Origin of the sequence: Paenibacillus sp. FSL R5-0486, assembly GCF_037975155.1 — a bacterium.
Classification (GTDB): domain Bacteria; phylum Bacillota; class Bacilli; order Paenibacillales; family Paenibacillaceae; genus Paenibacillus; species Paenibacillus amylolyticus.
Map to the genome: position 1 here is coordinate 5615571 of NZ_CP150237.1, position 23521 is coordinate 5639091.

At 46.8% G+C, this 23521-nt stretch carries 20 protein-coding genes; 4 read left to right on the forward strand and 16 right to left on the reverse strand.

Going from position 1 to position 23521, the window contains the following annotated elements:
- Positions 1-38: 38 nt before the first annotated feature.
- From MKY01_RS24820 to MKY01_RS24840, 5 genes are all read right to left on the reverse strand, one after another.
- On the reverse strand, positions 39-779 hold the full coding sequence (locus MKY01_RS24820; RefSeq protein WP_339283995.1) for an NAD-dependent protein deacylase: 741 nt from the start codon (positions 777-779) through the stop codon (positions 39-41).
- 272 nt (positions 780-1051) lie between these two features.
- A complete protein-coding gene (locus MKY01_RS24825) occupies positions 1052-1819 on the reverse strand; it encodes an HAD family hydrolase (RefSeq protein WP_127551091.1) in 768 nt (255 codons plus the stop codon).
- Between the two features lie 64 nt (positions 1820-1883).
- Positions 1884-2648 carry an alpha/beta fold hydrolase gene (locus MKY01_RS24830; RefSeq protein ID WP_339283998.1) on the reverse strand — a complete coding sequence of 255 codons (765 nt, stop codon included), beginning with the start codon at positions 2646-2648 and terminating at the stop codon, positions 1884-1886.
- 94 nt (positions 2649-2742) lie between these two features.
- Positions 2743-3408, reverse strand: a complete 666-nt coding sequence (locus tag MKY01_RS24835) for a bifunctional 2-keto-4-hydroxyglutarate aldolase/2-keto-3-deoxy-6-phosphogluconate aldolase (RefSeq protein WP_017686833.1) — start codon at positions 3406-3408, stop codon at positions 2743-2745.
- A gap of 88 nt (positions 3409-3496) precedes the next feature.
- Entirely contained in the window at positions 3497-4462 is a 966-nt protein-coding gene (locus MKY01_RS24840) for a sugar kinase (RefSeq protein ID WP_339284000.1), read from the reverse strand.
- Between the two features lie 222 nt (positions 4463-4684).
- On the opposite strand from MKY01_RS24840, the gene MKY01_RS24845 reads away from it, so the two are divergent.
- The 3 genes from MKY01_RS24845 to ilvD all read left to right on the forward strand — a co-directional run bounded on the left by MKY01_RS24845 (position 4685) and on the right by ilvD (position 8094).
- Complete coding sequence (locus MKY01_RS24845; protein ID WP_339284002.1) at positions 4685-5725, forward strand: fucose 4-O-acetylase; 1041 nt, start codon at positions 4685-4687, stop codon at positions 5723-5725.
- A 123-nt stretch (positions 5726-5848) separates the two neighbouring features.
- Entirely contained in the window at positions 5849-6100 is a 252-nt protein-coding gene (locus tag MKY01_RS24850; protein WP_339284003.1) for a general stress protein, read from the forward strand.
- A gap of 308 nt (positions 6101-6408) precedes the next feature.
- Complete coding sequence (ilvD, locus tag MKY01_RS24855; RefSeq protein WP_339284005.1) at positions 6409-8094, forward strand: dihydroxy-acid dehydratase; 1686 nt, start codon at positions 6409-6411, stop codon at positions 8092-8094.
- 85 nt (positions 8095-8179) lie between these two features.
- Here ilvD and MKY01_RS24860 read toward each other — a convergent pair whose 3' ends face one another.
- Positions 8180-9583 (reverse strand): polysaccharide deacetylase family protein, encoded by a 1404-nt coding sequence (locus MKY01_RS24860; RefSeq protein ID WP_339284007.1) that lies wholly within the window; start codon positions 9581-9583, stop codon positions 8180-8182.
- A gap of 174 nt (positions 9584-9757) precedes the next feature.
- On the opposite strand from MKY01_RS24860, the gene MKY01_RS24865 reads away from it, so the two are divergent.
- A complete protein-coding gene (locus MKY01_RS24865; RefSeq protein ID WP_339284009.1) occupies positions 9758-10954 on the forward strand; it encodes an AI-2E family transporter in 1197 nt (398 codons plus the stop codon).
- Here MKY01_RS24865 and MKY01_RS24870 read toward each other — a convergent pair.
- The 10 genes from MKY01_RS24870 to alaS form a co-directional block, all read right to left on the reverse strand.
- The gene (locus MKY01_RS24870) at positions 10933-12744 is read right to left on the reverse strand and encodes a penicillin-binding protein 2 (RefSeq protein WP_339284011.1); all 1812 of its coding nucleotides are present in this window, start codon (positions 12742-12744) and stop codon (positions 10933-10935) included. The genes MKY01_RS24865 and MKY01_RS24870 overlap by 22 nt on opposite strands.
- Before the next feature lie 122 nt (positions 12745-12866).
- A complete protein-coding gene (locus MKY01_RS24875; RefSeq protein WP_339284012.1) occupies positions 12867-15149 on the reverse strand; it encodes a methyl-accepting chemotaxis protein in 2283 nt (760 codons plus the stop codon).
- Positions 15150-15389: 240 nt separating this feature from the next.
- The gene (locus MKY01_RS24880) at positions 15390-16718 is read right to left on the reverse strand and encodes a U32 family peptidase (protein WP_076252944.1); all 1329 of its coding nucleotides are present in this window, start codon (positions 16716-16718) and stop codon (positions 15390-15392) included.
- Positions 16719-16735: 17 nt separating this feature from the next.
- The gene (locus tag MKY01_RS24885) at positions 16736-17665 is read right to left on the reverse strand and encodes a peptidase U32 family protein (protein WP_036616959.1); all 930 of its coding nucleotides are present in this window, start codon (positions 17663-17665) and stop codon (positions 16736-16738) included.
- A gap of 14 nt (positions 17666-17679) precedes the next feature.
- Positions 17680-18720 (reverse strand): endolytic transglycosylase MltG, encoded by a 1041-nt coding sequence (mltG, locus tag MKY01_RS24890; protein ID WP_235193974.1) that lies wholly within the window; start codon positions 18718-18720, stop codon positions 17680-17682.
- Between the two features lie 76 nt (positions 18721-18796).
- Positions 18797-19111: a DUF1292 domain-containing protein gene (locus MKY01_RS24895; protein ID WP_339284013.1), complete on the reverse strand. Its 315-nt coding sequence runs from the start codon at positions 19109-19111 to the stop codon at positions 18797-18799.
- Positions 19112-19411 carry a DUF1292 domain-containing protein gene (locus tag MKY01_RS24900; protein WP_017686820.1) on the reverse strand — a complete coding sequence of 100 codons (300 nt, stop codon included), beginning with the start codon at positions 19409-19411 and terminating at the stop codon, positions 19112-19114. It abuts the gene before it with no gap.
- Positions 19412-19423: 12 nt separating this feature from the next.
- Positions 19424-19840 carry a Holliday junction resolvase RuvX gene (gene ruvX / locus MKY01_RS24905; protein WP_036616953.1) on the reverse strand — a complete coding sequence of 139 codons (417 nt, stop codon included), beginning with the start codon at positions 19838-19840 and terminating at the stop codon, positions 19424-19426.
- Positions 19841-19968: 128 nt separating this feature from the next.
- On the reverse strand, positions 19969-20229 hold the full coding sequence (locus tag MKY01_RS24910) for an IreB family regulatory phosphoprotein (protein WP_036616950.1): 261 nt from the start codon (positions 20227-20229) through the stop codon (positions 19969-19971).
- A 242-nt stretch (positions 20230-20471) separates the two neighbouring features.
- Positions 20472-23102, reverse strand: coding sequence for an alanine--tRNA ligase (gene alaS / locus MKY01_RS24915; RefSeq protein WP_339284014.1), 2631 nt, complete (start codon positions 23100-23102; stop codon positions 20472-20474).
- Between the last annotated feature and the right edge of the window lie 419 nt (positions 23103-23521).

Here is a 23521-nt window from a genome sequence, read left to right on the forward strand (position 1 = left end):
GGTCTATACCGGAGAATGCGGTTATTCAGTCCATACGTTCAACCAAGAAGCTGGTCCACATTATTCATTACCTCACCAATCGGCTCTGTAATCAGCAAATCAGCCCTGCTGTCGTAAGCGGTAGGTGTAGCGTTGAGCAGAACGGTATGTTTTCCCTGAAAATACGTAATTAACTGGGCCGCCGGATATACCGTCAGTGACGTGCCTCCCACGAGTAACAGATCTGCAGAAGACAGTGCATCAATGGAACGATACAATGTCGTCTGATTCAGCTCCTCTTCGTACAGCACCACATCCGGTTTGATCACACCACCACATGTGGTACAGCGAGGCACGGTATCTTGGGACTGTATAATATCATTTAGCGTATAAAACTGCTTGCAATCCATGCAGGCATTACGATGAATTGAACCGTGAAGCTCAAAAACATTGCTACTGCCTGCCTTCTGATGTAGTCCGTCGATATTTTGCGTGATCACTGCCTGAAGTTTTCCCTCCTGCTCCAGACGGGCCAATAGTCGATGGCACCCATTCGGTTCCGCATCTGGATGAAGCATTTTGCCACGATAAAAATCATAAAAAATATCGGCATGTTGATCAAAAAAATGTCGGCTTAATAACTCTTCCGGTGGATAAGGCGAATGCTGCTCCGTCTGATACAGACCCGCAGCCGAGCGGAAGTCGGGAATCCCGCTTTCCGTTGAAGTCCCTGCCCCTCCGAAAAAAACAATCCGGGAGCTTTCCTGAATCCAGGCAGCCAGTTGTTCTGTTGCGTTCATCCTCTCTCCTCCTTTTATTTACTATATAAATTGAACTAAAGAATATTTACACTGACCACTCCGATGACAGAACAACCTTCCGATCGCTGTTATCCCCAGATTTTTTTTGATTCCTTTCCTAAGGGGAAAATCCGAGGATAGCATATGCTTCCGATGTAGCTTTCTTTTAGAAAGCTTTTAGGCGAACGCTCCGTTTCTTCAGGTTATTTCTATCCTCTCCATTTCGTGTAAATGTTAGTTCAATTTATATAGTCCAATCAGGTCAGGGTGACTTATAAAATAACGCTTATCTCATTATAATGACGAATAATGGCATGGGCATCAACCAGGTGAGATCCTTGATCTAACTGCGGACCGTAACCGAGCGTATAGGATACCTCTGCGTGCCGCCCCATCTGCATATCCCCATTGCTGTCTCCAATTACAACGGCCTCCGCAGGATCGATATGTAATTCACGGCAAGCCAAGAGTGCTGCTTCTCCATCCGGTTTGCCCTGGGTCACCCGATCACAGCCCACAATGGAGGTGAAAAAGGAACGTATCCCCATCCAACCCAGATGTGTTTCTGCTGCCGCTGTACTGTCTGAAGTGACGACTGCCAGAGGTATGTCTGCTGCCCTGCAACTTTGTAAGAAAGCAAGTAATCCTGGCATCGGTTCAGCCGATTTGCGCTCTCTTACCGATCTCATGGCTACACTTGAAAATTGGCGTATCGTTGTGATCGCTTCATTCCATGGAATGCCTGTTGCATATAACTGCCCGGCAAGCAATCCCGTGCACTCATCCACAGTCGCAATGGCAAGTGGACCTTGCGGATCATAGCCGACAATGTGACCTTCTGCATTATGAATGGTGCCTAAGACGTGCTCCCGTTCAACCGTAAATGAAGCTCCAAGCTCATTCATACGTGCTTGTAACTGACTCAGCAACGTCTCTGCCCACGGCCCCCATAGCTGAAGGAATTCCAGCAGTGTTCCATCTTTATCGAACAGGATCCCTTTACATGGGATCTGCACTCCATTCACTTGAAGCATGGTCATCCATATCACCTCCATTAAGTTATGCTATAAATGCATTCAACCCTTAATGCAGAATAATCAAAACCTACTTCATGGTACTTAACCAAGCGAGTACAGTCTTGACCGTCTGATTCAGCTGTTCTTCCCCACTCACTTCCGCCTCGCCATCTCCTTTTTGATGACCATAATCACCGAACTGGGCGTGGTTACCACCTTCAATGGTGTAATATACCGTGTCTTCTGGAAGATACATCCGTCCACTCTGATACTTCGTAGCATTCACGACTTCATCTTTAGTACCCAGAATAGATAAAGCAGGTATTCCAAGTGACTTTACGCTTCCTTTTTCATCCGGGTAAGATGCCAAGAAGAAGATCCCGTGAAGTGCATCAGGATGTGCGGCTACATAACGTGCAGCCATCGACCCGCCGAGAGAGTGTCCACCCATAACAAATTGTTCGTCCGGATATGCGGCCAGAATCTCATCTGCCAAGTTTGGCTTAAGCACTGCCAGGTTAACTGGCATCTTGGCAATAATCGTGTGATGACCCGCAGCAGCCAGCTCATGCGCAAGTGGTGCATAACTTTCCGGTTTTACCAGTCCACCAGGGTAGAAAAGCACACTTTTCCCCGTCGGTTTATCTGGCACAAAATCAATCCAGTTCTCTTGTTCACTCACCGTCACCGGATTGGCTGTTTCCATAGCTGTTTGAGCTGTTTCCTGTGGACCGTATGGTGTGAATAATTTCCACGCAACAAATCCACATCCAATGACAATGAGCGCCAGAAGTACGAGCAGGAATTTCCCGATGCCCCTCTTCTTGCGCCCTGTATTATACCGATTTCTCAACGTTAATCACCTTTCTTCACTTCCGCAGGTGCCGCGGCTCACAGAATTGGGAGCCTTTGTTTATCAGGCTCCCCTTCTACGAATTGAAAAAATATTATTCAGCCTTGGCCTTGCGGTAAGCATCCATATATTGTTCCGCTTTGCGACGGACATGACTCAGGTCACCCGTCTTCACAGCTTCCGATGTCAAGTCAGAGCCGATCCCTACAGCCACTGCTCCACCCTTGATCCAATCCCCCAGATTAGACAAGGATACCCCGCCAGTTGGCATAAAATTCGCCTGCGGCATAGGGCCCTTCATCGTTTTGATAATCGAAGGATCATACAGATTACCCGGGAACAACTTCACAATGTCCACGCCAAGTTCCAATGCGCGTTGAACGTCAGCAATCGTCATCACACCAGGCAGAATCGGAATTCGATACAGGTTGCAGATCTGAACCGTATCCGGATTCAGGGAAGGCCCAACTACAAACTCGGCACCCGACATGATGGCCGCTCTCGCCGTTTGCGGTTCAAGCACCGTTCCCGCACCAATAATCGCGAATTTCTCTGGATCTTGTGTGTTCCAATGATATACACGGCTTAATTTTTCAATGGCTTTGAGTGCACTGGGTACTGTCATCGTAATCTCGATAACTTTAATGCCACCCGCAATCGCTTGCTCGGCCATGGCAATGACTTGATCCGCAGAATCTGCACGCAGAACTGCAACAACCCCATTGTCCGTAATCTTTTGCAACAGCTGAAGCTTCTTCATTTCATTCTCTCCCTTGTCAATGTGGTGGTTGTGTATACAAGCCTTACATTTAAGAACGAAGATGAGCCATATATGATTTCAGCAGCGACTAACGCTCAACATGGGCAACGTTGTTCAGCTTGGCCTCGACCTGCCCCCACGTCGGGAGCGCCTCCCAATCGCCAACAGCCTGTATAACCATGGAACCGGTCAAATTGCCGAGACGGGTTGCTTCCTGCGGGGAGTATCCTTTTAATAAACCCGATAAAAATCCCGCACAGAATCCGTCTCCTGCTCCTACCGTATCCAGAACATTATCCGCCTTAAAGTACGGAACTTCAGTTAGGGTACCATTCGCCAATACGTAGGTCAAATCAGGGCCACCCTTCACGATGCACACAGCATTCATGGCAGATAAACGCTCAAGTACTTTTTGATCATTTTCTTCGTTATATAGAAGTTTCATCTCGTCCAGACCCGGTAAAAAGTAGTCCGCCAGTTCAGCTAAACGCAGTATAACCGGACGGGCCTCATCCGCAGACCATAGTTTGAGACGCAAATTTGGATCAAAGCTTACTTTCACACCTGCCTGTTTGGCAATATGTATGGCAGCCTCTACCGTAGCAAGTCCGGACGGGCTTATCGCTGCCGTTATACCCGTAACGTGCAATATCTTCGCCCCGGCAATATAATCAGGATCCAGATCATCAGGTGTGATCGCACTTGCAGCAGATAGCTTCCTATAATAATGCACCGAGGCTTTCCCGGAAGCGTTCTCACGAATCATCAAACCAGTTGGCTCGTGATCACTCAACCTTACCCGGGATACATCTACGCCTTCACCGCGAATGGCTTTCAGAATCATACTGCCCATCGGATCATTGCCCAAGCGTCCAAACCAACCACTGGTATGCCCCAGGCGGGATACGCCAATAGCCAGATTGCTCTCAGCACCCCCGAAAGACTTGTCCAGTGTGGCTGCATATTCCAGCCCTCTTGTATCCTTGGCAGTCAGCAAACCCATACTCTCCCCAAACGTAATAATTTCCGGGCTTGGATAGGGACTCGTTGACATGATTTCTTCCCTCCTTATAGTTACATTCCCTCATCTTCTTTTTCTATTGTCATCCTCTATGCAACCGTTGTCAATCCCGTTGCGTTCATTTTGTTGTCACAGCTTTGATAAAAGATAACGCTTACTAATGTGAATTAAATCACAATAGCTAATGAACATCCATATTACCCTTATTACAGATGCAAATGACCTTGCAAACAGGGTCTATAAGGGGGCTACACCATGAAAAATCAGACACTGATCCGGGATGATCAGGAATCTTTCTTTTACAATCTGCGCTTTATGCTTATCGTCTGTGTCCTTGCTGGTAATGCACTTGAACCACTCATCACACGTTTTGCAGGAGCGGAAGCTCTGTTCCTGTGGATATATACGTTTCACATGCCACTCTTTGTATGGGTAACCGGGTATTTTGCGATACACTCACTCCAGGGTGAATCTGGGCGAAATGTCCTGAAGCAGATTGCACTACAGTATGTACTGTTTCAGTCCTTATACGCATTGATGGACTTTACCATATTCCACACACCCCATATGCGGCTATCCTTCTTTGCACCTTACTTGCTGTTATGGTTTCTCGCGAGTCATTTCTGTTGGCGACTATTGCTTCGTCTGACGATTTCCTGGAAACCGATATATCGGCTGATTGGATCGATTGCGCTCGGTGTAATTGCCGGGTATTTGCCCATCGACGGGTTCTGGCTCAGCTTCAGCCGTACGTTTGTATTTTTGCCGTTTTTTGTCATCGGTTATGACTATGGAGCAACCATCCGTTCACGTTTATTATCCGGTTGGGGGCGAAAAACCGCAGCCATCCTCTCTGCTGCACTGTTGGTATGGATCGGGTATGGTGGTTTGAACATTTCATCCGGATGGTTACTCGGTAGCATGACGTACGCCGAACTGGGTCACCACGAATGGTATGCCGGTATCTTCCGGGTGGGTGTCTACTTGCTGGAAATCGCATCGGCAGCACTGTTCTTGGCTTGGGTACCTTCCTTGACTTCCAGACTGACGGACCTTGGACGACGCACACTCTATGTGTTCCTGCTGCATGGGTTTCTCGTTCGTCTCGCGATCTGGTCCGGAGTCTACAGTTATATGGGAAGCTCGGCGTATATTCCAGTCATACTGGTCATTGCCGTACTCTTTGCAGTCACACTAGCTCTGCCGGCTGTACGTCACACGTTCAAACCCGTAATTGAACCGGATATATCCCGCTTTTCTTTCAATCGACATGAGGTGTTTAAACGGTCGGCCTAATGCTCTGACGGACCTCTTCACCATCAATTCTATCCTAGTATGTTGTTTCAGGCTGGAAATAAGGTGGTAAATTAGGGATACGCGCTACAAAAAACAACTTATCGTTGTAAGGAGTGATTTGTAATGGCACGTCAATCGACGTCAGAACACAAGATGAGCCGTGAGGAAGCTGGCAGATTAGGTGGCAAAGCGACTTCCAAAAACCATGATCGAAGCTTCTACCAGATGATTGGAAAAAAAGGTGGAGAAGCGACTTCAGATGCCCATGATACTGACTTTTACAAGCAAATCGGCCGTAAGGGCGGCGAAGCAACCTCCGAAACTCATAATAAGGATTTTTATCGTGAGATTGGACGCAAAGGTGGAAGCAACTAATGAATTCCGCTTGCCACATCGAAACATGATCATAGCTTTCCCGTAAATCAAGAAGTCTAATTCCATGAAAATGGTTTGAGGCTTCTTTCTATTGATTGTAGAAATATGACGACGGTTGTGATAGACTCAATAGAAAAACCGGGTGTTCACGGGTTTAAAGCAGCAAAGAATTTCACAAACTACGGGGAGCTCGACACCGGCATGCCGGTCCTTTTTTTTAGAGTACGGATGAAATTAAACGACAGATGCACTGCCATTTACTTTTCCATTCATGTTGCTCAATATTATATATTTGGGGGGAATACACCATGTCAGCCAAGAAGATGCGTTCCGATATGATCAAAAAAGGTTTTGACCGTGCACCACACCGGAGTTTGCTCCGCGCAGCGGGCGTTAAAGAAGAGGATTTCGGCAAGCCGTTTATTGCCGTATGTAACTCATACATCGATATCGTGCCCGGCCACGTCCACCTTCAGGAATTCGGTAAAATTGTAAAGGATGCTATTCGTGAAGCCGGTGGCGTTCCATTCGAATTCAACACCATCGGAGTAGATGATGGTATTGCCATGGGACACATTGGTATGCGTTACTCGCTGCCAAGCCGTGACATTATCGCGGATTCCGTGGAAACCGTTGTATCTGCACACTGGTTCGACGGCATGGTATGTATCCCGAACTGTGACAAAATTACACCAGGCATGATGATGGGTGCGCTTCGCGTAAACATCCCTACCCTGTTCGTAAGTGGTGGACCAATGAAAGCTGGTCGTGACAGCAATGGTAAAGCTCTTTCCCTGACTTCCGTATTTGAAGGTGTAGGTGCTTACCAAGCAGGTAAAATCGATGATAAGAGCTTGCTTGAACTTGAACAGTTCGGCTGTCCAACATGTGGATCATGTTCCGGTATGTTTACGGCAAACTCCATGAACTGTCTGGCAGAAGCGATGGGACTGGCTATGCCAGGTAACGGAACCATCCTTGCCGTTGCTCCTGAGCGTCGTGAGTTTGTTAAACAATCCGCTACCCAATTGATGGAACTCATCAAAATGGACTTGAAACCACGTGATATCGTAACTGTAGAAGCGATCGATAATGCGTTTGCACTGGATATGGCGATGGGTGGATCTACGAATACAGTACTGCACACGCTGGCACTGGCTCATGAAGCAGGTATCGAGTATCCAATCGAACGTATTAATGAAGTAGCGAACCGCGTTCCGCATCTGGCGAAACTTGCACCTGCTTCCGATCTTCACATCGAAGACGTTCACAATGCAGGCGGCGTAAGCGCAGTGCTGAACGAATTACTCAAGAAACCAGGCGCAATTCATGGAGACTGCATTACGGTAACAGGTAAAACGATCCGTGAGAACGTTGAAGGAAAAGAAATTCAGGATACAAATGTCATTCATCACCTGGATAACCCGTATTCCGAAAAAGGCGGCCTGGCTGTATTGTTTGGTAACCTTGCACCACAAGGCGCAATCATCAAAGTTGGTGCAGTTGATGCTTCGGTTGGCGGATACCACAAAGGTCCTGCCATCTGCTTTGACTCACAGGAGCAAGCGCTCGAAGGTATTGCTAACGGCAAAGTAAAAGAAGGACATGTTGTTGTTATCCGTTATGAAGGACCAAAAGGCGGACCAGGTATGCCTGAGATGCTGGCTCCTACTTCCCAGATCGTAGGTATGGGATTGGGTGCCAAAGTTGGTCTGATCACCGATGGACGCTTCTCTGGCGCATCCCGCGGAATCAGTATCGGACATATCTCTCCGGAAGCAGCTGAGGGTGGTCCAATCGCCTTTGTTGAAGAAGGAGACATCATCGAGCTGGATCTGAACAACCGTATCATCGAATTGCACATCAGTGACGAAGAGTTTGAACGTCGTCGCGCAGGTTGGAAAGGCTTTGAAGCGAAAGTAAAAACCGGTTACCTGGCTCGTTATTCCAAACTGGTTACCAATGCAAGCAACGGTGGCGTACTGAGTATCTAATTCACTAATAAATAAAGGGTTGCTCTTCTGCCAAATCTGGCGAAGGGCAACCCTTTTCTTTTGCTGGTTGGTGTGATCAGTCCGTTTAGTTCCGCTCTGGCAGTATCTCTTGTTCAATTAACAACGATTCATCTCTGGATTCTTCTACCGTTGCTGCTACCTGCATCGTATGTTGACCGTAACGTTCCAATAATAGATCCAGCGGCATGGCAATCATCTTGGGTACCAGTTGTTCAGTACGCTGTTTCAAACGTTTGGTTCCTGCCGGGTGGATTACACTTAACAGCAACTTCAAGTATACTTTGGATGCAGCACTGAACGGTCCAGGAGGCAATTCTTGTATGGTAAATCCGAATTTTTCTGGGCCTCTGTTAATCATACTCACACCGTATATCGCCTTGGCAGAGCGTAACTCAGGTTCGAGTGCCACCATCCGTGCCAAATCCGGCAATTGCTGTTCCATCGTCCGAATCATGCGAATAGCCAGATGCATACTGGAACGTGACGTCACTCCAAGTTCAAACAATTTCTGATTGTCAAAATGTAGTTCTATTACCGGATCTCCATTTTGAATGACATGGCCATCATTCATCTCCACCCGTGCTCCGTGATATACACGTGATCTGAAGTGCAGCATTGGGTCCTCTGGCGAAGCCGTCCGTAAATGATATACCCAGTGGAACAACTTCTCCCAGCCCAGCCATAAGGCAACAACGATTCGTTTCCATAGCTTCAGTGGTGTCTGTAATTGCGTTTTGTTCTGAGATTCGCTCACTATGATACCTCCCATCAACGTATCAACGCGTACGCTTTGCAGGCCTAGCCGTTCAGCTTCCTGTAATACGACTTCCAGCGCCTGAAGCATCTGCTCCGGCGCGTGTGCATCAGCACCAAGGGTCGTTCCTCGATCATGCAGTAGCATGACCTCTCCGCCTCTCAGTTCCTTCAGCATCCGTTCAGTCAATCTCTGGGCACCTACTCGGCTTCTCCAATCTTCAAACATGGAAGACCACAGTACAATCTTTCGTTCTTTCTTGCTGAAAAAATCAAACAAATTCATAATCCCCCACGGTGGACGATAATAACAAGTCTTCACTCCGGTTACTTTATGAATAATCTGACCTGTTCGCTGAATCTGATCTCGAACGGTACGTGGCCGCATGAGCCAGTTCGTCTTGTGAATATAATTATGAATGCCAATAAGATGACCTTCCTCATGTATGCGCTGTATGAGTTCAGGATGACTCGCTGCATGTTCTCCAACGACAAAAAATGTGGCTTTTGCTTGATGCTGACGAAGCAGATCGAGCAGTCTTGGCGTATAATGTGGATCTGGCCCATCGTCAAACGTTAATGCAAATTGTGTATCACTTCTTCCCCGTCGAAATACACGAAAACCAAAAAGCCTGCTGATCAAACTTGGAATAAAGGCGTAAAAAGATGAAAGATACAATAACCACAGTAAGATACTATGAAGTATCGTTGTCATGTTGCGAGCTCCCCACTTCTCCTGCTGAATTACGGTGCACTATGGCACTATCTAAAATAAACCGCCTTTAATTTTATCATAGTTCAGACTTTTCTTGAATCCTGTTTTCCCAAAAAGATAGCTATCGTGTACAATAAATACAATCTAATTATTGCCATCAAAGGAGCCATGTCCATGCTACCGCTTTACAAAAAATACGGGCGAACTGTCTTTGACATCGCATTGCTCGTATTAACCGTGTATGTGATCATGTACGGTTTCAGTCAATTATACCATGTGGCTGCACCGGTCTTTCTATCATTCATTGTGTATTGGATGATTGAACCGCTGGCCAAATTTTTACATCGCAAAGGATTGCCCAAGACACTTGGAGCAGCCATCTCCGTCTTGTTGTTTCTTGCATTAATTGTCGCTGCCTTTTTTGGGGTAGGCTTGATTATCATTTCACAAATTTCCAATCTTCAAGATAATTTCCCCGTATACATTGAAATGATACAACGTGAATTCACCAATCTGGTGTTATTCATTCAGGACAAGTCAGACGCTCTCCCTGATGGAGTTATGGAAAAAGCGAATGATTATTTTGCAACACTGACCGGGTTCCTGTCCAAATGGGTAACTAGCGGAGCGCAATTCGTAGTAGGTTTCCTCAGTTCATTCTCTTCGTTTATTACGAACTTCGGAATTGCGATTATTCTGGCATTTTTCCTCAGTATCGAGATTGAGTCCTGGCGCAAGTTCGCCCGTGCGAAAACGCCCAAAACATTAAAGTTAGCTATTGAATTCATGCGTAATCACGTGTTCAAGACAATCCGCTCGTATCTGAAGGCACAGATGATCATGATGCTCATTACGTTTGTATTGATTTATGCAGGTTTGTTGATTTTGGGAACCTCTAACGCCTTTACCATTGCAGCAGTCTGTGCGGTTTTTGATCTGGTACCCTTGCTTGGCGTTCCTGTTGTATTTATTCCATGGATCGTCTACTTATTCATTATTGGCAATAGTAGCCTGGCGATTGGCCTGATTGTGATTCTGGCAGTAACGATGCTGACACGGCAGTTGCTGGAACCAAAAATATCGGGTAACTCGATTGGTGTATCTTCGGCGTACTTGATGCTTTCGTTTATGCTGATCTCCCTTTCGATCTTTGGCCTGGCTGGTGTAGTGTTATCTCCAGTGCTTCTGATCCTTCTGAAAGAACTGTTACAACAAGGATACCTGCAAAAGTGGATTCACCTGCCAAAAGATGAATTTGAATCCTCTCCATTGGTCATGGACCCACCCGTTAGTAAGGCTTCAGCGAATTCTGCCGAGTCTACTGTACAACGTCCCGTTCCTGCGAAGGATCATGAGGACTCCGCCAGATAGTCCATCACCTTCCTGAAGAGAGCCGTCGCCTGATGTTGGCTGTCAGGAGAGACATTTTGGACAAGAACAGCTACAGCATATTTGGGTTGTTCGACCGGTCCATAACCAATGAACCATTGATTGTTGCGCTTCTCTCCATGTTTCTGTACTTGAGCTGTACCTGATTTCCCTGCAACATGCCACCGTGCACGCTGCAGGGATTTTCCTGTTCCCTCACGGACTACCTTATTCATCCAGGATAACAGTTTATGCGCTGTTGCGGGAGCAATCTGTCCTGATGCTGAAGGTGAATCATGCAAGGGCATCTCCAGCATGGTGCCACCATCCGCATATCGAATGCGCTTAACGAGACGTGGGGCACTAACTTTTCCATCATGTAACAGTGTAACGATCAGATTGGCAGCTTGCAGCGGCGTGACCAAGACATCGCGCTGGCCGATTGCTGTCTGTATTTTCGCACCTTCATCAGCAGAAGAAACAGCCTCTGTTCTCACACGCCCGTGATCCTCATGATCAAAATGTCGTAACACGGGCATTCCTGCCATCTGCTTCCCCTCCCAGCCAATCGGACGCGCGAGTCCCAGACGATCAGCCATGTTCTCCAGTTGTTCCATACTAAGCCTGCGCGCCGTTTCCGCGAATACGATGTTGCAAGACTCAGCGAATGCTTGCTCCAGATTCAGTTCTCCATGCCCATGCTCCTTCCAGCAAGACAACCCATATCTTCCGTACTCACCACCGCAATGGAATTCTTCTCCGTTAGAAACCGCATGATACTCCAATGCGGCAGCCGCAGTGACAATTTTGAAAATAGAACCCGGTACGGCTCCCTGTATTGCACGATTCCCCCAGGCCGATTTTTTAGGGTCCACATGTTGTGGCTGATAGAAAGGGCGGGAGATCATGGCGCGAACATCTGCGTTAGCGGCATCTAACACAACAATGGCCCCTTCTTGTAATCCAGATTCTTGCGTCAACCCCTCCAACCCACGCTGTAACTCAGCATCCACTGTGGTTTCTACACGTAAAGGATAATGGCTATTGGCTGGTGCAATGACGTGCGGCTGAATATCAGGGATAATCTCCCCACCACCCGAGACCATACGTGATACAAGCGTAGGGCCAATTCCCCTTAACAGCGGTTCAAGTGTCCTCTCCAGTCCCGCTGCCCCTGATTTCATGGCAAATGGCTGTTTTACTTCATCCTGATGCCCAGTTAGAACTTTGGAGGACTCAGGCTGTTCAGCCAGATAACCCATCCACTGCATTCCTGTATGCCCCTGAAGGTATCTTGTCATCATCGGATAGATGCCAGCTCCTTGCAGGTGCAAACTACGTAGGCGCTCCACCTGGGCAGCGTTCAAATGAACAGGCTGATGTGTACCTGCTGTCCAGAAATGAGGTATACTTTCCTGATTCCATTCCTTCTTCAATTGATCCGGATCGGTATGTAATATAGCTGCCAACTGTATCATCTCGGAGCCTTCTAATACCCTTTGCTTGCGTAATTTCTCTAATGGACTTGCCTGTGGAAAAAAAACCAGTCCCCATTGCAGCTTACCGGTCAACGCCTCACCCTTGTAATCCGTAAATTGTCCCCGCCCCGGGTCAAGCATCACCCCGCGTTCACGCTGCAATACAGACATTTCACGTACCGTTCGGTGAAATCCAGGCATCGTCTGATTCACCAGAACGATCTGAACCCATCCCAATCGTAATATAAGCAATCCAAAGACAAGAGTTAGAAGAATACAAGTTATATAGATTCGCCGTTTCGCAAGGAGATGCATCCCAATCTCACCTTTTGTCGTTTTGACATATTATTGCTGATATGGATTGGAATTATCCGGTAAACAAAAAGAAAACCTGTCCCATGTGCGGGACAGGTTCTCCTCATTTCAACCTTGGCTTGTTACACCGTAAAGCGTGACAAGGTTTCTTTCAGTTCAGTAGACACATTCTCCAGTTTGCCAGACAGATTGACCAGCTGGTTACTGATATTTTGCTGTTCACTGCTCAAGGAAGCTACTTCTTGGGACGTTGCAGAAGATTCTTCAGCTACAGCGCTGACATTGCTCATGGCTTCAGACAACGTACCTTGAGATTTGTTCAAATCCCCAATAGAACCCGTCACCATGCCCAGACGTTCCACAAAGGCACCCATCTGTTCCTGTACGGAAGCAAAGATGACGTTGGTGTCTTTAACCGCATCCATCTGTTCCTTGAATAACGGATAAGCTGCCGACAAAGCATCCACGGTCTCATTCATTTCAGTCATGATTTTGTCTGTAATCTCTCCAACCATCTCAATGGATTGTCTCGATTGAGCCGCGAGCTGACGAACCTCATCAGCCACCACCATGAATCCGCGTCCGGCTGCACCGGCACGTGCTGCTTCAATGGTTGCATTCAGGGAAAGGATATTTGTCTGTTTCGTTATGTTTTGCAGCACTTCAAGCACTTTCAGAACAGAAGACGTACTCTCTTTCAACGAATCAACCTTATTCACCAGTGCACCAATCATTTCTTCTGTCTTCTGGGTTTTGGTCATCAACTGATTCAGATGTTGTGTTCCTGTCTGACTGGACTTCTCTACATGACGAGCAGAATCACCCATCTGTTCATTAGCAGCGATTACACTCTGCATCTGACGAGAGATATTGTCAGTTAATTCATTGCCACGTTCCGCTTCAGTTGCCAAACTGCCTGCACCGCCCGCGATCTCTTCTGTAGCTACGGCAATCTCCGAAGCAGACACAGCCGTTTTCTTGGATGCACTGCTCAGCTCAGAGGCCGTATCCAATACTTCCTGCGCAGAACGATTGGTTTGTTCAACCAGCTTAGTGATCTGCTCCATCATCAGATTGAAGGCAGTCGAGAGCTGACCAATTTCATCCTGGGAGCTATATGGTGTACGAACTTTAAGATTACCTTTCGCACCTTCCTGCATCAGGTCTTTCAATTTGCCAAGTGGACGAGCGATCATACGCACCATCCAGATCCCGATCAATACTGCAATCCCCGCATCAATCAGCGCCATCCACAGGGTCAGAGTCAGAATGCCTTTTGCGTCCTGAACCAAAACAGAGGTAGGTATCATACCAACCAGTTTCCAATTGGATGTATCCATCGTACTGTATACAGCCAGCATTTCCGTAGATTTGCCATCTACCGTATACTCCGTATTCGTACTACCTGCTGGTTCGGTCAACTCTTTGACAAATGCAAGCTCTGTATCTTGTCCTGTACGATCCGAGATGGAAGATGCAACCACTTTATTATCCGGAGCAATTAGTTGAAGAATAGCTCCTGGCCCCAGATCAAGCGATTTCAATTGTTCCTCCAAAACTTCCAGTTTCAGTTCAATAACCAGAACATACGACTGAGTAGTCCCCTGCAAGTTTTTCATGGAACGTGCAATTTTAAACGTTGGCGTTGAGCCACCTTCTTTGACCTCAGTTGGAAGCCAGCGATAACCGCCCGCCTCAATTAACTCACTGTACCATGCTTCCTGGCGAATGCTGCCCATGGATGAACTGTTGCTGCCGGTACCCATAATGGACTTTGTATCGTCCGTAGGTACCAAATAAATCGCTTCCATAGATTTATTTGTAAATGCAACATTGGACAGTTGCTTGTTGATTGAACTTGAGTTCACGAATGTATCATACGCAGTCAAATTCGTATCTGACATTTTTTGTAGCAAGGACTGCATTTCCGGATCAAAGAAAATCTGTGTGGATGTATCGACAAACCGCTCCAAAATGATGTCCATTTTTTGCTTGGTCTGATCAATGGTCTCCTGATTGGCACGCGAGGCATTTTTCTCTATCGTACCTTTGGCCTTCGAATAGGATAATAGACCTAAACTCACTACAAAAATCATAATCCCCGCAAAAAAGATCAAGAACAGTTTAACCCCTACGGATTTAACCGGATTTGCCTTCTTAATCTGTTGGAAAGAGGAACCTCCAATGTTTTTCCAATCCCGGTTTTTAAATTGTTTCTTCACCCAATCAGTCTTGATCCAGCCCAGGTTGAGCTTGCTGCGGTCAATCTTAAACATTTTTTTGCCACTGCCTGTTGTTTTGCTTTTGACTACTTTTTCTTTCTTCATTTTCTGAACCTTCTCAGGATTAACCTGCTCGGCTTTTGTCACTTGCTCCCCACTGTCTTCCTGCTTCTTTTGAACCAATCCCATTCACCTGCCAGTAATTTACTTGTTAGATTTTTCTTTCTCTCCCCTATAAATATGTAGTATTCGACAGCTTTCTTCGTTCCCCTTTCACTTCCCAGAAATATTTTACAACTTTATTCCTATTTTTCTATAAAAAAAAGACCCCCATCTGCCGATAAACGGAGGTCCCCATGTAAATTTCATAACACTATGTTGTTAAATTATAATACAATATTGACACATTGTAGGTATTTGAGCCTACTTCTTTTTTCTCATCATATCGAAGTACGAAACCGGTTGATCTACCTTCATTTTAATCAGTTGCAACGGGTGACGAGCAGCATCTAGAACATTGCCTTCTTCATCCTGTATTTCACCGACGACCTGTTTGAAAAAGTGACCTCCCGGGCCGAAAAATTCAATTTCCTGTCCTGGTTTGAAGTGATTGCGCTGTTGAATGGTTGCCATTCCTGTTTCAGCATCATACCCCATGACCAATCCAGCGAAGTCAAAAGGTACAGCCTTTTCTTCCGGTTCATAGATATGATCTTCATGGTCTGGTGTATCATAGAAAAATCCGGTATTCAGCGGGCGATTCGCCGCTTTGTTCATTTCTTCAACCCATTCAGGTTTCAGAACATAATTTTCCGGGTCTGCCATATAGGCATCAATAGCTTGACGGTATACGTTAACCACAGTTGCCACGTAGTGGATCGATTTCATACGCCCTTCGATCTTGAAACTGTCCACGCCCACATCAATCAACTCGGGAATATGGCCAATCATGCACAGATCCTTAGATCCCATGGAGAATGAATTATCCTGTTCCTGGAACAGAGGAAGCTGATTCTCACCCAGTTTGAATGGTGCAGGTGCCTTCATCTGCATGTCCTCTTCGCTGACCCACACCGTATCTTCTCTCGCATCCTCGAACAGATCATACTTCCAGCGACAAGACTGGCAACAGCCGCCCCGGTTGGAGTCACGATCCGTAAAGTGATTGGAGAGCACACAACGTCCGGAATACGACGAACACATCGCCCCATGAATAAAGGCTTCAATTTCAATATCCACATTGGCCTTGATTTCTTCAATCTCTTCAAAGCTGGTCTCACGTCCGAGAACAACACGTGGAAGTCCTTCATCTTTCCAGAACTTCACGGCTTGCCAGTTGAGTGTGGATTGTTGAGTACTTAGATGTACCTCAAGGCCTGGCACAGCACGAAGGGCTACTTCAATAATAGCTGGATCAGCTACGATGATCGCAGAGATTCCCGCATTATAGAGGTTTTGCAGGTACGTTTCGATACCCTCAACATCCTCATTATGTGCATAGATGTTTGTCGCTACGAACACCTTGGCTCCATACTTTTTGGCAAACTCCACACCTTCACGCATCTCTTCAAAGCTGAAGTTATCCGCGTTGGAACGCAGTCCATAGGCCTGTCCACCAATATATACGGCATCTGCACCGTAATGGATCGCAAATTTCAGTTTTTCCAGATTACCCGCCGGAGCTAGCAGCTCCGGTTTGTCCAGACGGTTACGTTTCCCCGAAAACTTCCGCTGTACCGCCACTGTTTCCATTCTGTTCACCTCGTCTATTAATACACTTGTTCTTTATAGAAAAATCCAAACGACAATTCACGTTCAGGGTCCTGTAACTTCCGCACCTCAGCGAGCCACTCTTCAGAGAACGCATATGCATCAGCATCGGCTACATAACTGTCAATCGCTGTCCGATATGCACGTACAACAGCTTCATTGTAGGTGAGTGATTTTAACATACCTTCAATTTTGAAACTGTGCACACCCGCCTCCATCAACAGATGAAGATCTTCGAGGATACATATATCCTCTGAGCTCATAATGTGTGTACCGTTAATATCCTCATAGATCGGGAATTTCTCATCCCGGCGTTCAGCCTCGATCAGGAACAATCCCCGTTCTTTGCCCAGATGTCCCTCAACCGGCCGTCCTTGATGAGCCATATAACTTTGCACCAGACTGCGCTTGGAATGATAAATATTCGTCATGCCATGCACCTGAACCTGAGCCTCGACCTTCAGAAAAGGAACCATTTCCGTCAACTCGTCCATATTCAACTCTCGGGCAAGTACAACGCGACTCGCTCCCTTGGTTCCCCAATAGTTGGCCGTCGCATAGTTCGTTGAAGTCATCTCCGCATTCCAGTGCAGCTTCACATGTGGAGCGTATTCCTTCATGGTGGCCAGCACGGATGGGTCATTAAACTCCACACCATCAATACCGATTCTGCCAAGTGCTTGAACATATTCAGGCAATTCTTTCAACAGTTCGTTGGACATCAGATTAGTCATGGATACATACACACGCGCCTGATGTTTGGCTGCAATGGCAACCACCTCTGCTGTCTCTTCCACGCTAAAGCTGCCTGGAAGACGCATGCCGAATCGATCATCTCCAATGACCAGAGCATCTGCTCCAGCCTGGAGAAGCACTTCTGCCTCTTTCACATTCGCTGCTGTAACGAGCAGTTCATGTTTCTTACTCATATAATCCCCTCCGCTTATTGCGCAGCCTTACTTTTGGCTATATTTTGCTGGTGTTCCTTATACGTTTTGGCAAATAGATGTCCAGACGAGCCATCCTTTTTTGTCACATAGAACAGATACTCCGAAGCTTCCGGATTTAGCGCTGCCTCAATGGACGGAAGACTTGGACTGGCAATTGGACCTGGTGGCAAGCCTTTGTTCAGATACGTATTATAGGGACTTTTCACCTTTAGATCCTTGAAAAACAATCGTTCCTTCGGTCTGTCGAGCAGATATTGCACGGTAGCATCAATCTCCAGCTTCATATCCTGATTGATCCGATTGTAGATTACACCTGCAACCAGAGCACGTTCCTCGTCCACTACAACTTCTTTCTCCACGAGTGACGCGATCGTCAGCAGTTCATGCAGGGAAAGGTTCTTTTCCTGGAGCTTGGCTTCCAAATCAGGAATGGAATTAATCTTGGTCTGGAATTCTTCCAGCATCCGTTGCATCACATCATGCGTGGAACTTCCCTTTTTCAGCTCATACGTCTCCGGGAATAGATACCCTTCCAATACGTAGCGAAGTTCTTCATCCACTGGAATATCTTTGATGATATCTACATCAAAGGCCGAAGGATCATTGGCCAGCTTGATGAATTCATCCCGATCTACTACATGCTCATAAGAAAGCTTACCCGCCATTTGCAGAACGTTATAACCCTCCGGAATCGTAAATTTCACCATTTCTTCCGGTACAACTTCGCCACTACTCAGCTTGCTAACAATCTCATCATATGTCACGCCAGGATTCATTGAATATGTACCCGCCATGAAATTAGAACCTAGTTTCTTCCACTTTAAATACCCTTTGAAGGTTAACCCACTTCGAATGAGGCCTTCTTCTTGAAGCTGATCCGCGATTTTCGAAGTTCCCGATCCGCTCTTAATCTCGAATACGACCGGTTCTGTAGAAGCTTCCACAGGACGCATCATACTCCATACGTAACCGCCTGCGCCTCCGGCAAGAACTACAATGATAAGCAGTATGACTACAATTGCTTTCCCTTTCAAAAAAGAAACAACTCCTTTACACAACCAAAAAGAGCGGACTTCTCCGCCCTCCCGGTTTCTTCAATTTGAAGCTGATTTAATCTTCGTCAATGGGGAGTGTACACTCATCATACAGTTCCGAGATGTTCTCCCACTCATCGTCATCGTCGATCGTAACTAACTCTGGAATGATCTGGTCTTCACTTCCAGGTGATACCCGCAGAAGTTCAACCTCGTCATAAGGTCGCAACGAACTGCGGAGCACCGCGTACTGTTGACCGTTCACTTCGAACTCAGCCAACAAGTCATACGGTTGTGATTTACCGTTCTCTTCTTCGAGCTCAACATGAGCACCGAATGCCAGACGCAGTGAATCTGTCCATTTCAGGTCTTTGCGGCTATATTCCGTCATTTAGTTCGCTTCCTCTTCATCTTCAGCAAGAAATGTATTAAACGTCTCCTCAACGATATCCCATTCGGCATCATCTTGGATGACGAAAAGTTTAATATCGTCGCCCTCTTCTTCATAACGGAATGCATATACATCCGTTTCGCCATCTTCAGGTTCAACCGGAGCAACCATCATGTACTTGGCCTCCGAACCATCTACTTCAAACTTCATAATGACTTCGAATTCCTCTTCATTACCCTCGTCATCCGCAATGTAAATAATTTCCGCTTCTTCTTCCATACCCAGTTGATCTTCAGCCATTGTTGATCCCCCTCACCTTCTACTATTGGCATCCAAATAATTTTGCAAAATCAAGCTTGCGGCCATTTTGTCCACAACCTGTTTGCGTTTTTTCCGACTGACATCCGCTTCAATCAGCGTACGTTCTGCTGCCATGGTTGTCAGCCGTTCATCCCAAAGGTGAACAGGTAAATTCAGTTCATCCCGCAGGCGATCGGCAAAAGCAATGCATATCTCACCGCGCGGTCCTACGGTGCCGTTCATGTTTTTGGGAAGTCCGACTACGATCTCACTAATCTCATGCTCACGCACAAGTTCGGCAATCCGAGCGAACTCGCCTTCATCACGGCGGCGTTCTAGCACTTCCAATCCCTGGGCAGTCCAACCGAAGGCGTCACTCGCGGCAACTCCGATTCTTCGGTCCCCATAGTCCAAACCTAATATTTTCATCCATGCTCTCCCATCCTGGGGCCTGCTCAGGTCGATTACAAATAATCGCCTTCTCAAGCTTCAGGCTGTCTTCTGTCGGTTCATTTCCCGCTGCCTGCAAGGCTGCAACACAGCGGAAGCGGCGTACATTACCGGTGATTGGCCAGATAGGAACGTACAAGCTCTTCAATCAGCTCATCGCGCTCCTTTTTACGGACCAGACTACGTGCGTTGTTGTGACGAGGAATGTATGCCGGGTCTCCAGAAATCAGATACCCAACAATTTGGTTGATCGGATTATACTCCTTATCGACCAATGCATCATATACCGTGAGAAGAATCTCTTTGGATGATGCTTCCTGTTCGTCACCTTTCACATTAAATTTAACCGTCTTATCCATGGAGTCCATTGATGACACCTCGCTCCTGCATGAACATGGGGACCATGTCCTGCCGAATTGATTTCTGTTTATATAATAACATATTCTGACTGCCACAAGTAAACAAAGGATAAGGCAATTGTGTTTTTTGCTTGTCCTTTACTGGCTTCAGCATATTGCATCATTCGATTCCACACGCTCTCGGGTACAAAAAATAAACGAACAGAACCATTTCGATTTATTTTTTGACGATTGAAAGCCGCTCAATGGATTTATGCATTATGCCCGCTAACCAGCGAAACCGCCAGTTTCAGCGCTTCATCCAGCTTGGTCGCATCCTTACCTCCGGCTTGCGCCATATCTGGACGTCCACCGCCACCGCCGCCGCATACTGCTGCGACTTCTTTGACGATTTTGCCTGCGTGTAATCCTTGTTTTACTTGTTCAGCAGGTACTGCTACAACAAAATTCACTTTGCCGTCCGCTGGAGCACCCAATACGAGTACCGCGTTAGGCAATTTTACTTTCAACTCATCTGCCACTGTACGCAGCGCATCCATGTTCGGAGCATCTACGCGTGCTGCCAGCAATTGTGTATTTCCTGCTTGTACCACTTGATCGGTCAATTGACCCGCTTCCATAGCACTCAGCTTGCTTTGCAGGGATTCAGTCTCTCTGGCTGCTTCTTTCAGTTGTTGGTTCAGACCTTCAATCCGTTTAGGTACATCAGCCACATTTGCTTTGAGCAGTGCTGCTGATTGTTTAAGCAGTTCCAACTGGCTTTCCACATACAGATATGCGCCGCGGCCAGTTACAGCTTCGATCCGGCGTACGCCGGAGCCAATTCCACTCTCGCTCACCAGTTTGAAGATTCCAATCTCTGAAGTATTATTTACGTGACAGCCGCCACAAAGTTCCAAACTGTAGTCTCCTACTTGAACAACACGTACAATATCTCCATATTTTTCGCCAAACAGGGCCATTGCACCCATTTCTTTAGCTTCATCAATAGCTTTCAGCTCGATGTTCACGTTCAGACGATTCCAGATCTGTTCATTCACCTGACGTTCAATCTCTGTCAACTCTTCCGGCGTAATACTACCGAAGTGAGAGAAGTCAAACCGCAGACGTTGTGGCTCTACGAGCGATCCTGCCTGGTTTACATGTGTTCCGAGCACATCTTTGAGTGCCTTGTGCAGCAAGTGGGTAGCCGTATGGTTTTTGATAATGTCGCCACGTTTCGCTGAGTCTACTTCGGCATTAATCACATCGCCTACACGCAGTTCACCAGACTCCACATTCACCAGATGTACATGTTGTCCAAGTGGAGCTTTGAACAAACCTTGTACTTTCGCTGATACACCAGCACCTCGCAGCAAGCCCTGATCACTCACTTGACCGCCACTTTCCGCGTAGAACGGAGTCTTGTCCAGAACAACCTGACACATCTGTCCTTCGCCTACAGATTCAACAAGGGCATCACCGGCTACGATGGCTACCACTTTTGCTTCCGTCAACAGGTCAGTATAACCAACAAACTCGCTTTTAACCTCCAGATCAGCAAGTGGTCCGCCTTGAACTTTCATGCTCTCGTTCTCTTGACGCCCAGCACGTCCAAGCTCACGTTGTTTCTGCATGGAAGCATCAAATCCTTCTCGGTCCACAGTCAGACCATGCTCTGCTGCATAATCTTCTGTCAGGTCAAACGGGAAACCGTACGTATCATACAGCTTGAAAGCTTCAGGTCCGCTAATAACGGTGCGTCCTTCGGATTTGGCTGTGCCGCTGATATCAGCCAGAATAGCCAGACCATCTGTTAGTGTTTCGTGGAAACGCTCTTCCTCGGTTTTGATTACTTTGGCGATGAACTCCTGTTTGTCTACTACCTCAGGGTAGTACATGCCCATCACTTCACCAACGGTTGTTGTCAATTCATACAGGAATGGACGGTCAAGTCCAAGCACTTTTCCATAACGAACTGCACGGCGAAGCAAGCGACGGATGACATATCCACGTCCTTCATTACTTGGCAGAACGCCATCACCTACTGCAAAAGCAACCGTACGGATATGATCGGCAATGACTTTCAATGCAACATCAATCTCTACGCTGTCGTTATATTTCACACCCGCAAGAGCGGCTGTTCTTTGAATCATCGGTTGGAACAGGTCTGTGTCGAAGTTGGAATCCACATTTTGCAGAATGGAAGCAAAACGCTCCAAACCTGCACCTGTATCAATGTTTTTGTTAGGAAGCGGTGTGTAGCTGCCGTCCTTGTTATGGTTGAACTGGGAGAATACCAGATTCCATACTTCCAGGTAACGTTCGTTTTCCCCACCTGGATACATTTCAGGATCGCTCATGTCGTTTCCGTAAGCTTCGCCGCGGTCATAGAAGATCTCGGTACAAGGTCCACATGGGCCTTCGCCGATATCCCAGAAGTTTTCATCCAATTTAATGATACGCTCAGCAGGCAGTCCTACTTTTTCGTTCCACAGTTTGAAAGCTTCTTCATCTTCCGGATATACCGTTACGGAAAGACGTTCCGGATCGAATCCGATCCACTCTTTGCTGGTCAAGAATTCCCAAGCCCATGTTACGGTCTCTTCCTTGAAGTAATCTCCAATAGAGAAGTTGCCGAGCATTTCGAAGAACGTATGGTGACGACGTGTTTTACCAACATTCTCGATATCATTGGTACGGATACATTTTTGGGAGTTCGCAAGACGCGGGTTCTCCGGCTTCTCACGTCCGTCAAAATATGGTTTGAGCGGTGCCATACCTGCATTGATCCACAAAAGAGAAGGATCGTTGTGAGGCACGAGCGATGCGCTCGGCTCGATTTTGTGACCTTTACTTGCAAAAAACTCTATCCATTTGGACCGGATTTCACTGGCTTTCATACTGGATGCCCCCATTAAATTATAATAGTCCGTTGCGTATTCGCTCCGGTTGGTCAACATTGTTTTTGTAAAAATAAACACAAAAAACGCCCCTGAATAATCAGGGACGATGTTATCGCGGTACCACCCTGGTTATTGCTGTTCATCCCTTGCTGCCCGGACAAACAAACAATCTCCTCGTTCATGCGAAATAACGGTCGCTCCCGGCAGGGTTGTCCTGCACTCCGAAATTAGCTTTCCGCCGCTTCATCTTTCAAGACTCTTCCAGCCATCAGTTCAGGCTCACCCTGATCCGATGAAGTCTATTCTCTGAGGAAAGGAACCCTCGACGTACTTTATTTCATCATCGATTTCATGTTCTCAACATACACACTCATTATATCGGTAGCACAAGCGGGTGTCAACGCGGTCTCGTTGAT

What these genes read in the sequence shown, in the direction of transcription:
- ilvD (WP_339284005.1), top strand. Translation starts at nt 6,409, where the DNA reads ATGTCAGCCAAGAAGATGCGTTCCGATATGATCAAAAAAGGTTTTGAC.
- MKY01_RS24870 (WP_339284011.1), bottom strand. Translation starts at nt 12,744, where the DNA reads ATGCATCTCCTTGCGAAACGGCGAATCTATATAACTTGTATTCTTCTA.
- MKY01_RS24860 (WP_339284007.1), bottom strand. Translation starts at nt 9,583, where the DNA reads ATGACAACGATACTTCATAGTATCTTACTGTGGTTATTGTATCTTTCA.
- MKY01_RS24885 (WP_036616959.1), bottom strand. Translation starts at nt 17,665, where the DNA reads ATGAGTAAGAAACATGAACTGCTCGTTACAGCAGCGAATGTGAAAGAG.
- alaS (WP_339284014.1), bottom strand. Translation starts at nt 23,102, where the DNA reads ATGAAAGCCAGTGAAATCCGGTCCAAATGGATAGAGTTTTTTGCAAGT.
- MKY01_RS24845 (WP_339284002.1), top strand. Translation starts at nt 4,685, where the DNA reads ATGAAAAATCAGACACTGATCCGGGATGATCAGGAATCTTTCTTTTAC.
- ruvX (WP_036616953.1), bottom strand. Translation starts at nt 19,840, where the DNA reads ATGAAAATATTAGGTTTGGACTATGGGGACCGAAGAATCGGAGTTGCC.
- MKY01_RS24865 (WP_339284009.1), top strand. Translation starts at nt 9,758, where the DNA reads ATGCTACCGCTTTACAAAAAATACGGGCGAACTGTCTTTGACATCGCA.
- MKY01_RS24910 (WP_036616950.1), bottom strand. Translation starts at nt 20,229, where the DNA reads ATGGACTCCATGGATAAGACGGTTAAATTTAATGTGAAAGGTGACGAA.
- MKY01_RS24880 (WP_076252944.1), bottom strand. Translation starts at nt 16,718, where the DNA reads ATGGAAACAGTGGCGGTACAGCGGAAGTTTTCGGGGAAACGTAACCGT.
- MKY01_RS24900 (WP_017686820.1), bottom strand. Translation starts at nt 19,411, where the DNA reads ATGGCTGAAGATCAACTGGGTATGGAAGAAGAAGCGGAAATTATTTAC.
- MKY01_RS24895 (WP_339284013.1), bottom strand. Translation starts at nt 19,111, where the DNA reads ATGACGGAATATAGCCGCAAAGACCTGAAATGGACAGATTCACTGCGT.
- MKY01_RS24820 (WP_339283995.1), bottom strand. Translation starts at nt 779, where the DNA reads ATGAACGCAACAGAACAACTGGCTGCCTGGATTCAGGAAAGCTCCCGG.
- MKY01_RS24840 (WP_339284000.1), bottom strand. Translation starts at nt 4,462, where the DNA reads ATGTCAACGAGTCCCTATCCAAGCCCGGAAATTATTACGTTTGGGGAG.
- MKY01_RS24835 (WP_017686833.1), bottom strand. Translation starts at nt 3,408, where the DNA reads ATGAAGAAGCTTCAGCTGTTGCAAAAGATTACGGACAATGGGGTTGTT.
- MKY01_RS24850 (WP_339284003.1), top strand. Translation starts at nt 5,849, where the DNA reads ATGGCACGTCAATCGACGTCAGAACACAAGATGAGCCGTGAGGAAGCT.
- MKY01_RS24825 (WP_127551091.1), bottom strand. Translation starts at nt 1,819, where the DNA reads ATGACCATGCTTCAAGTGAATGGAGTGCAGATCCCATGTAAAGGGATC.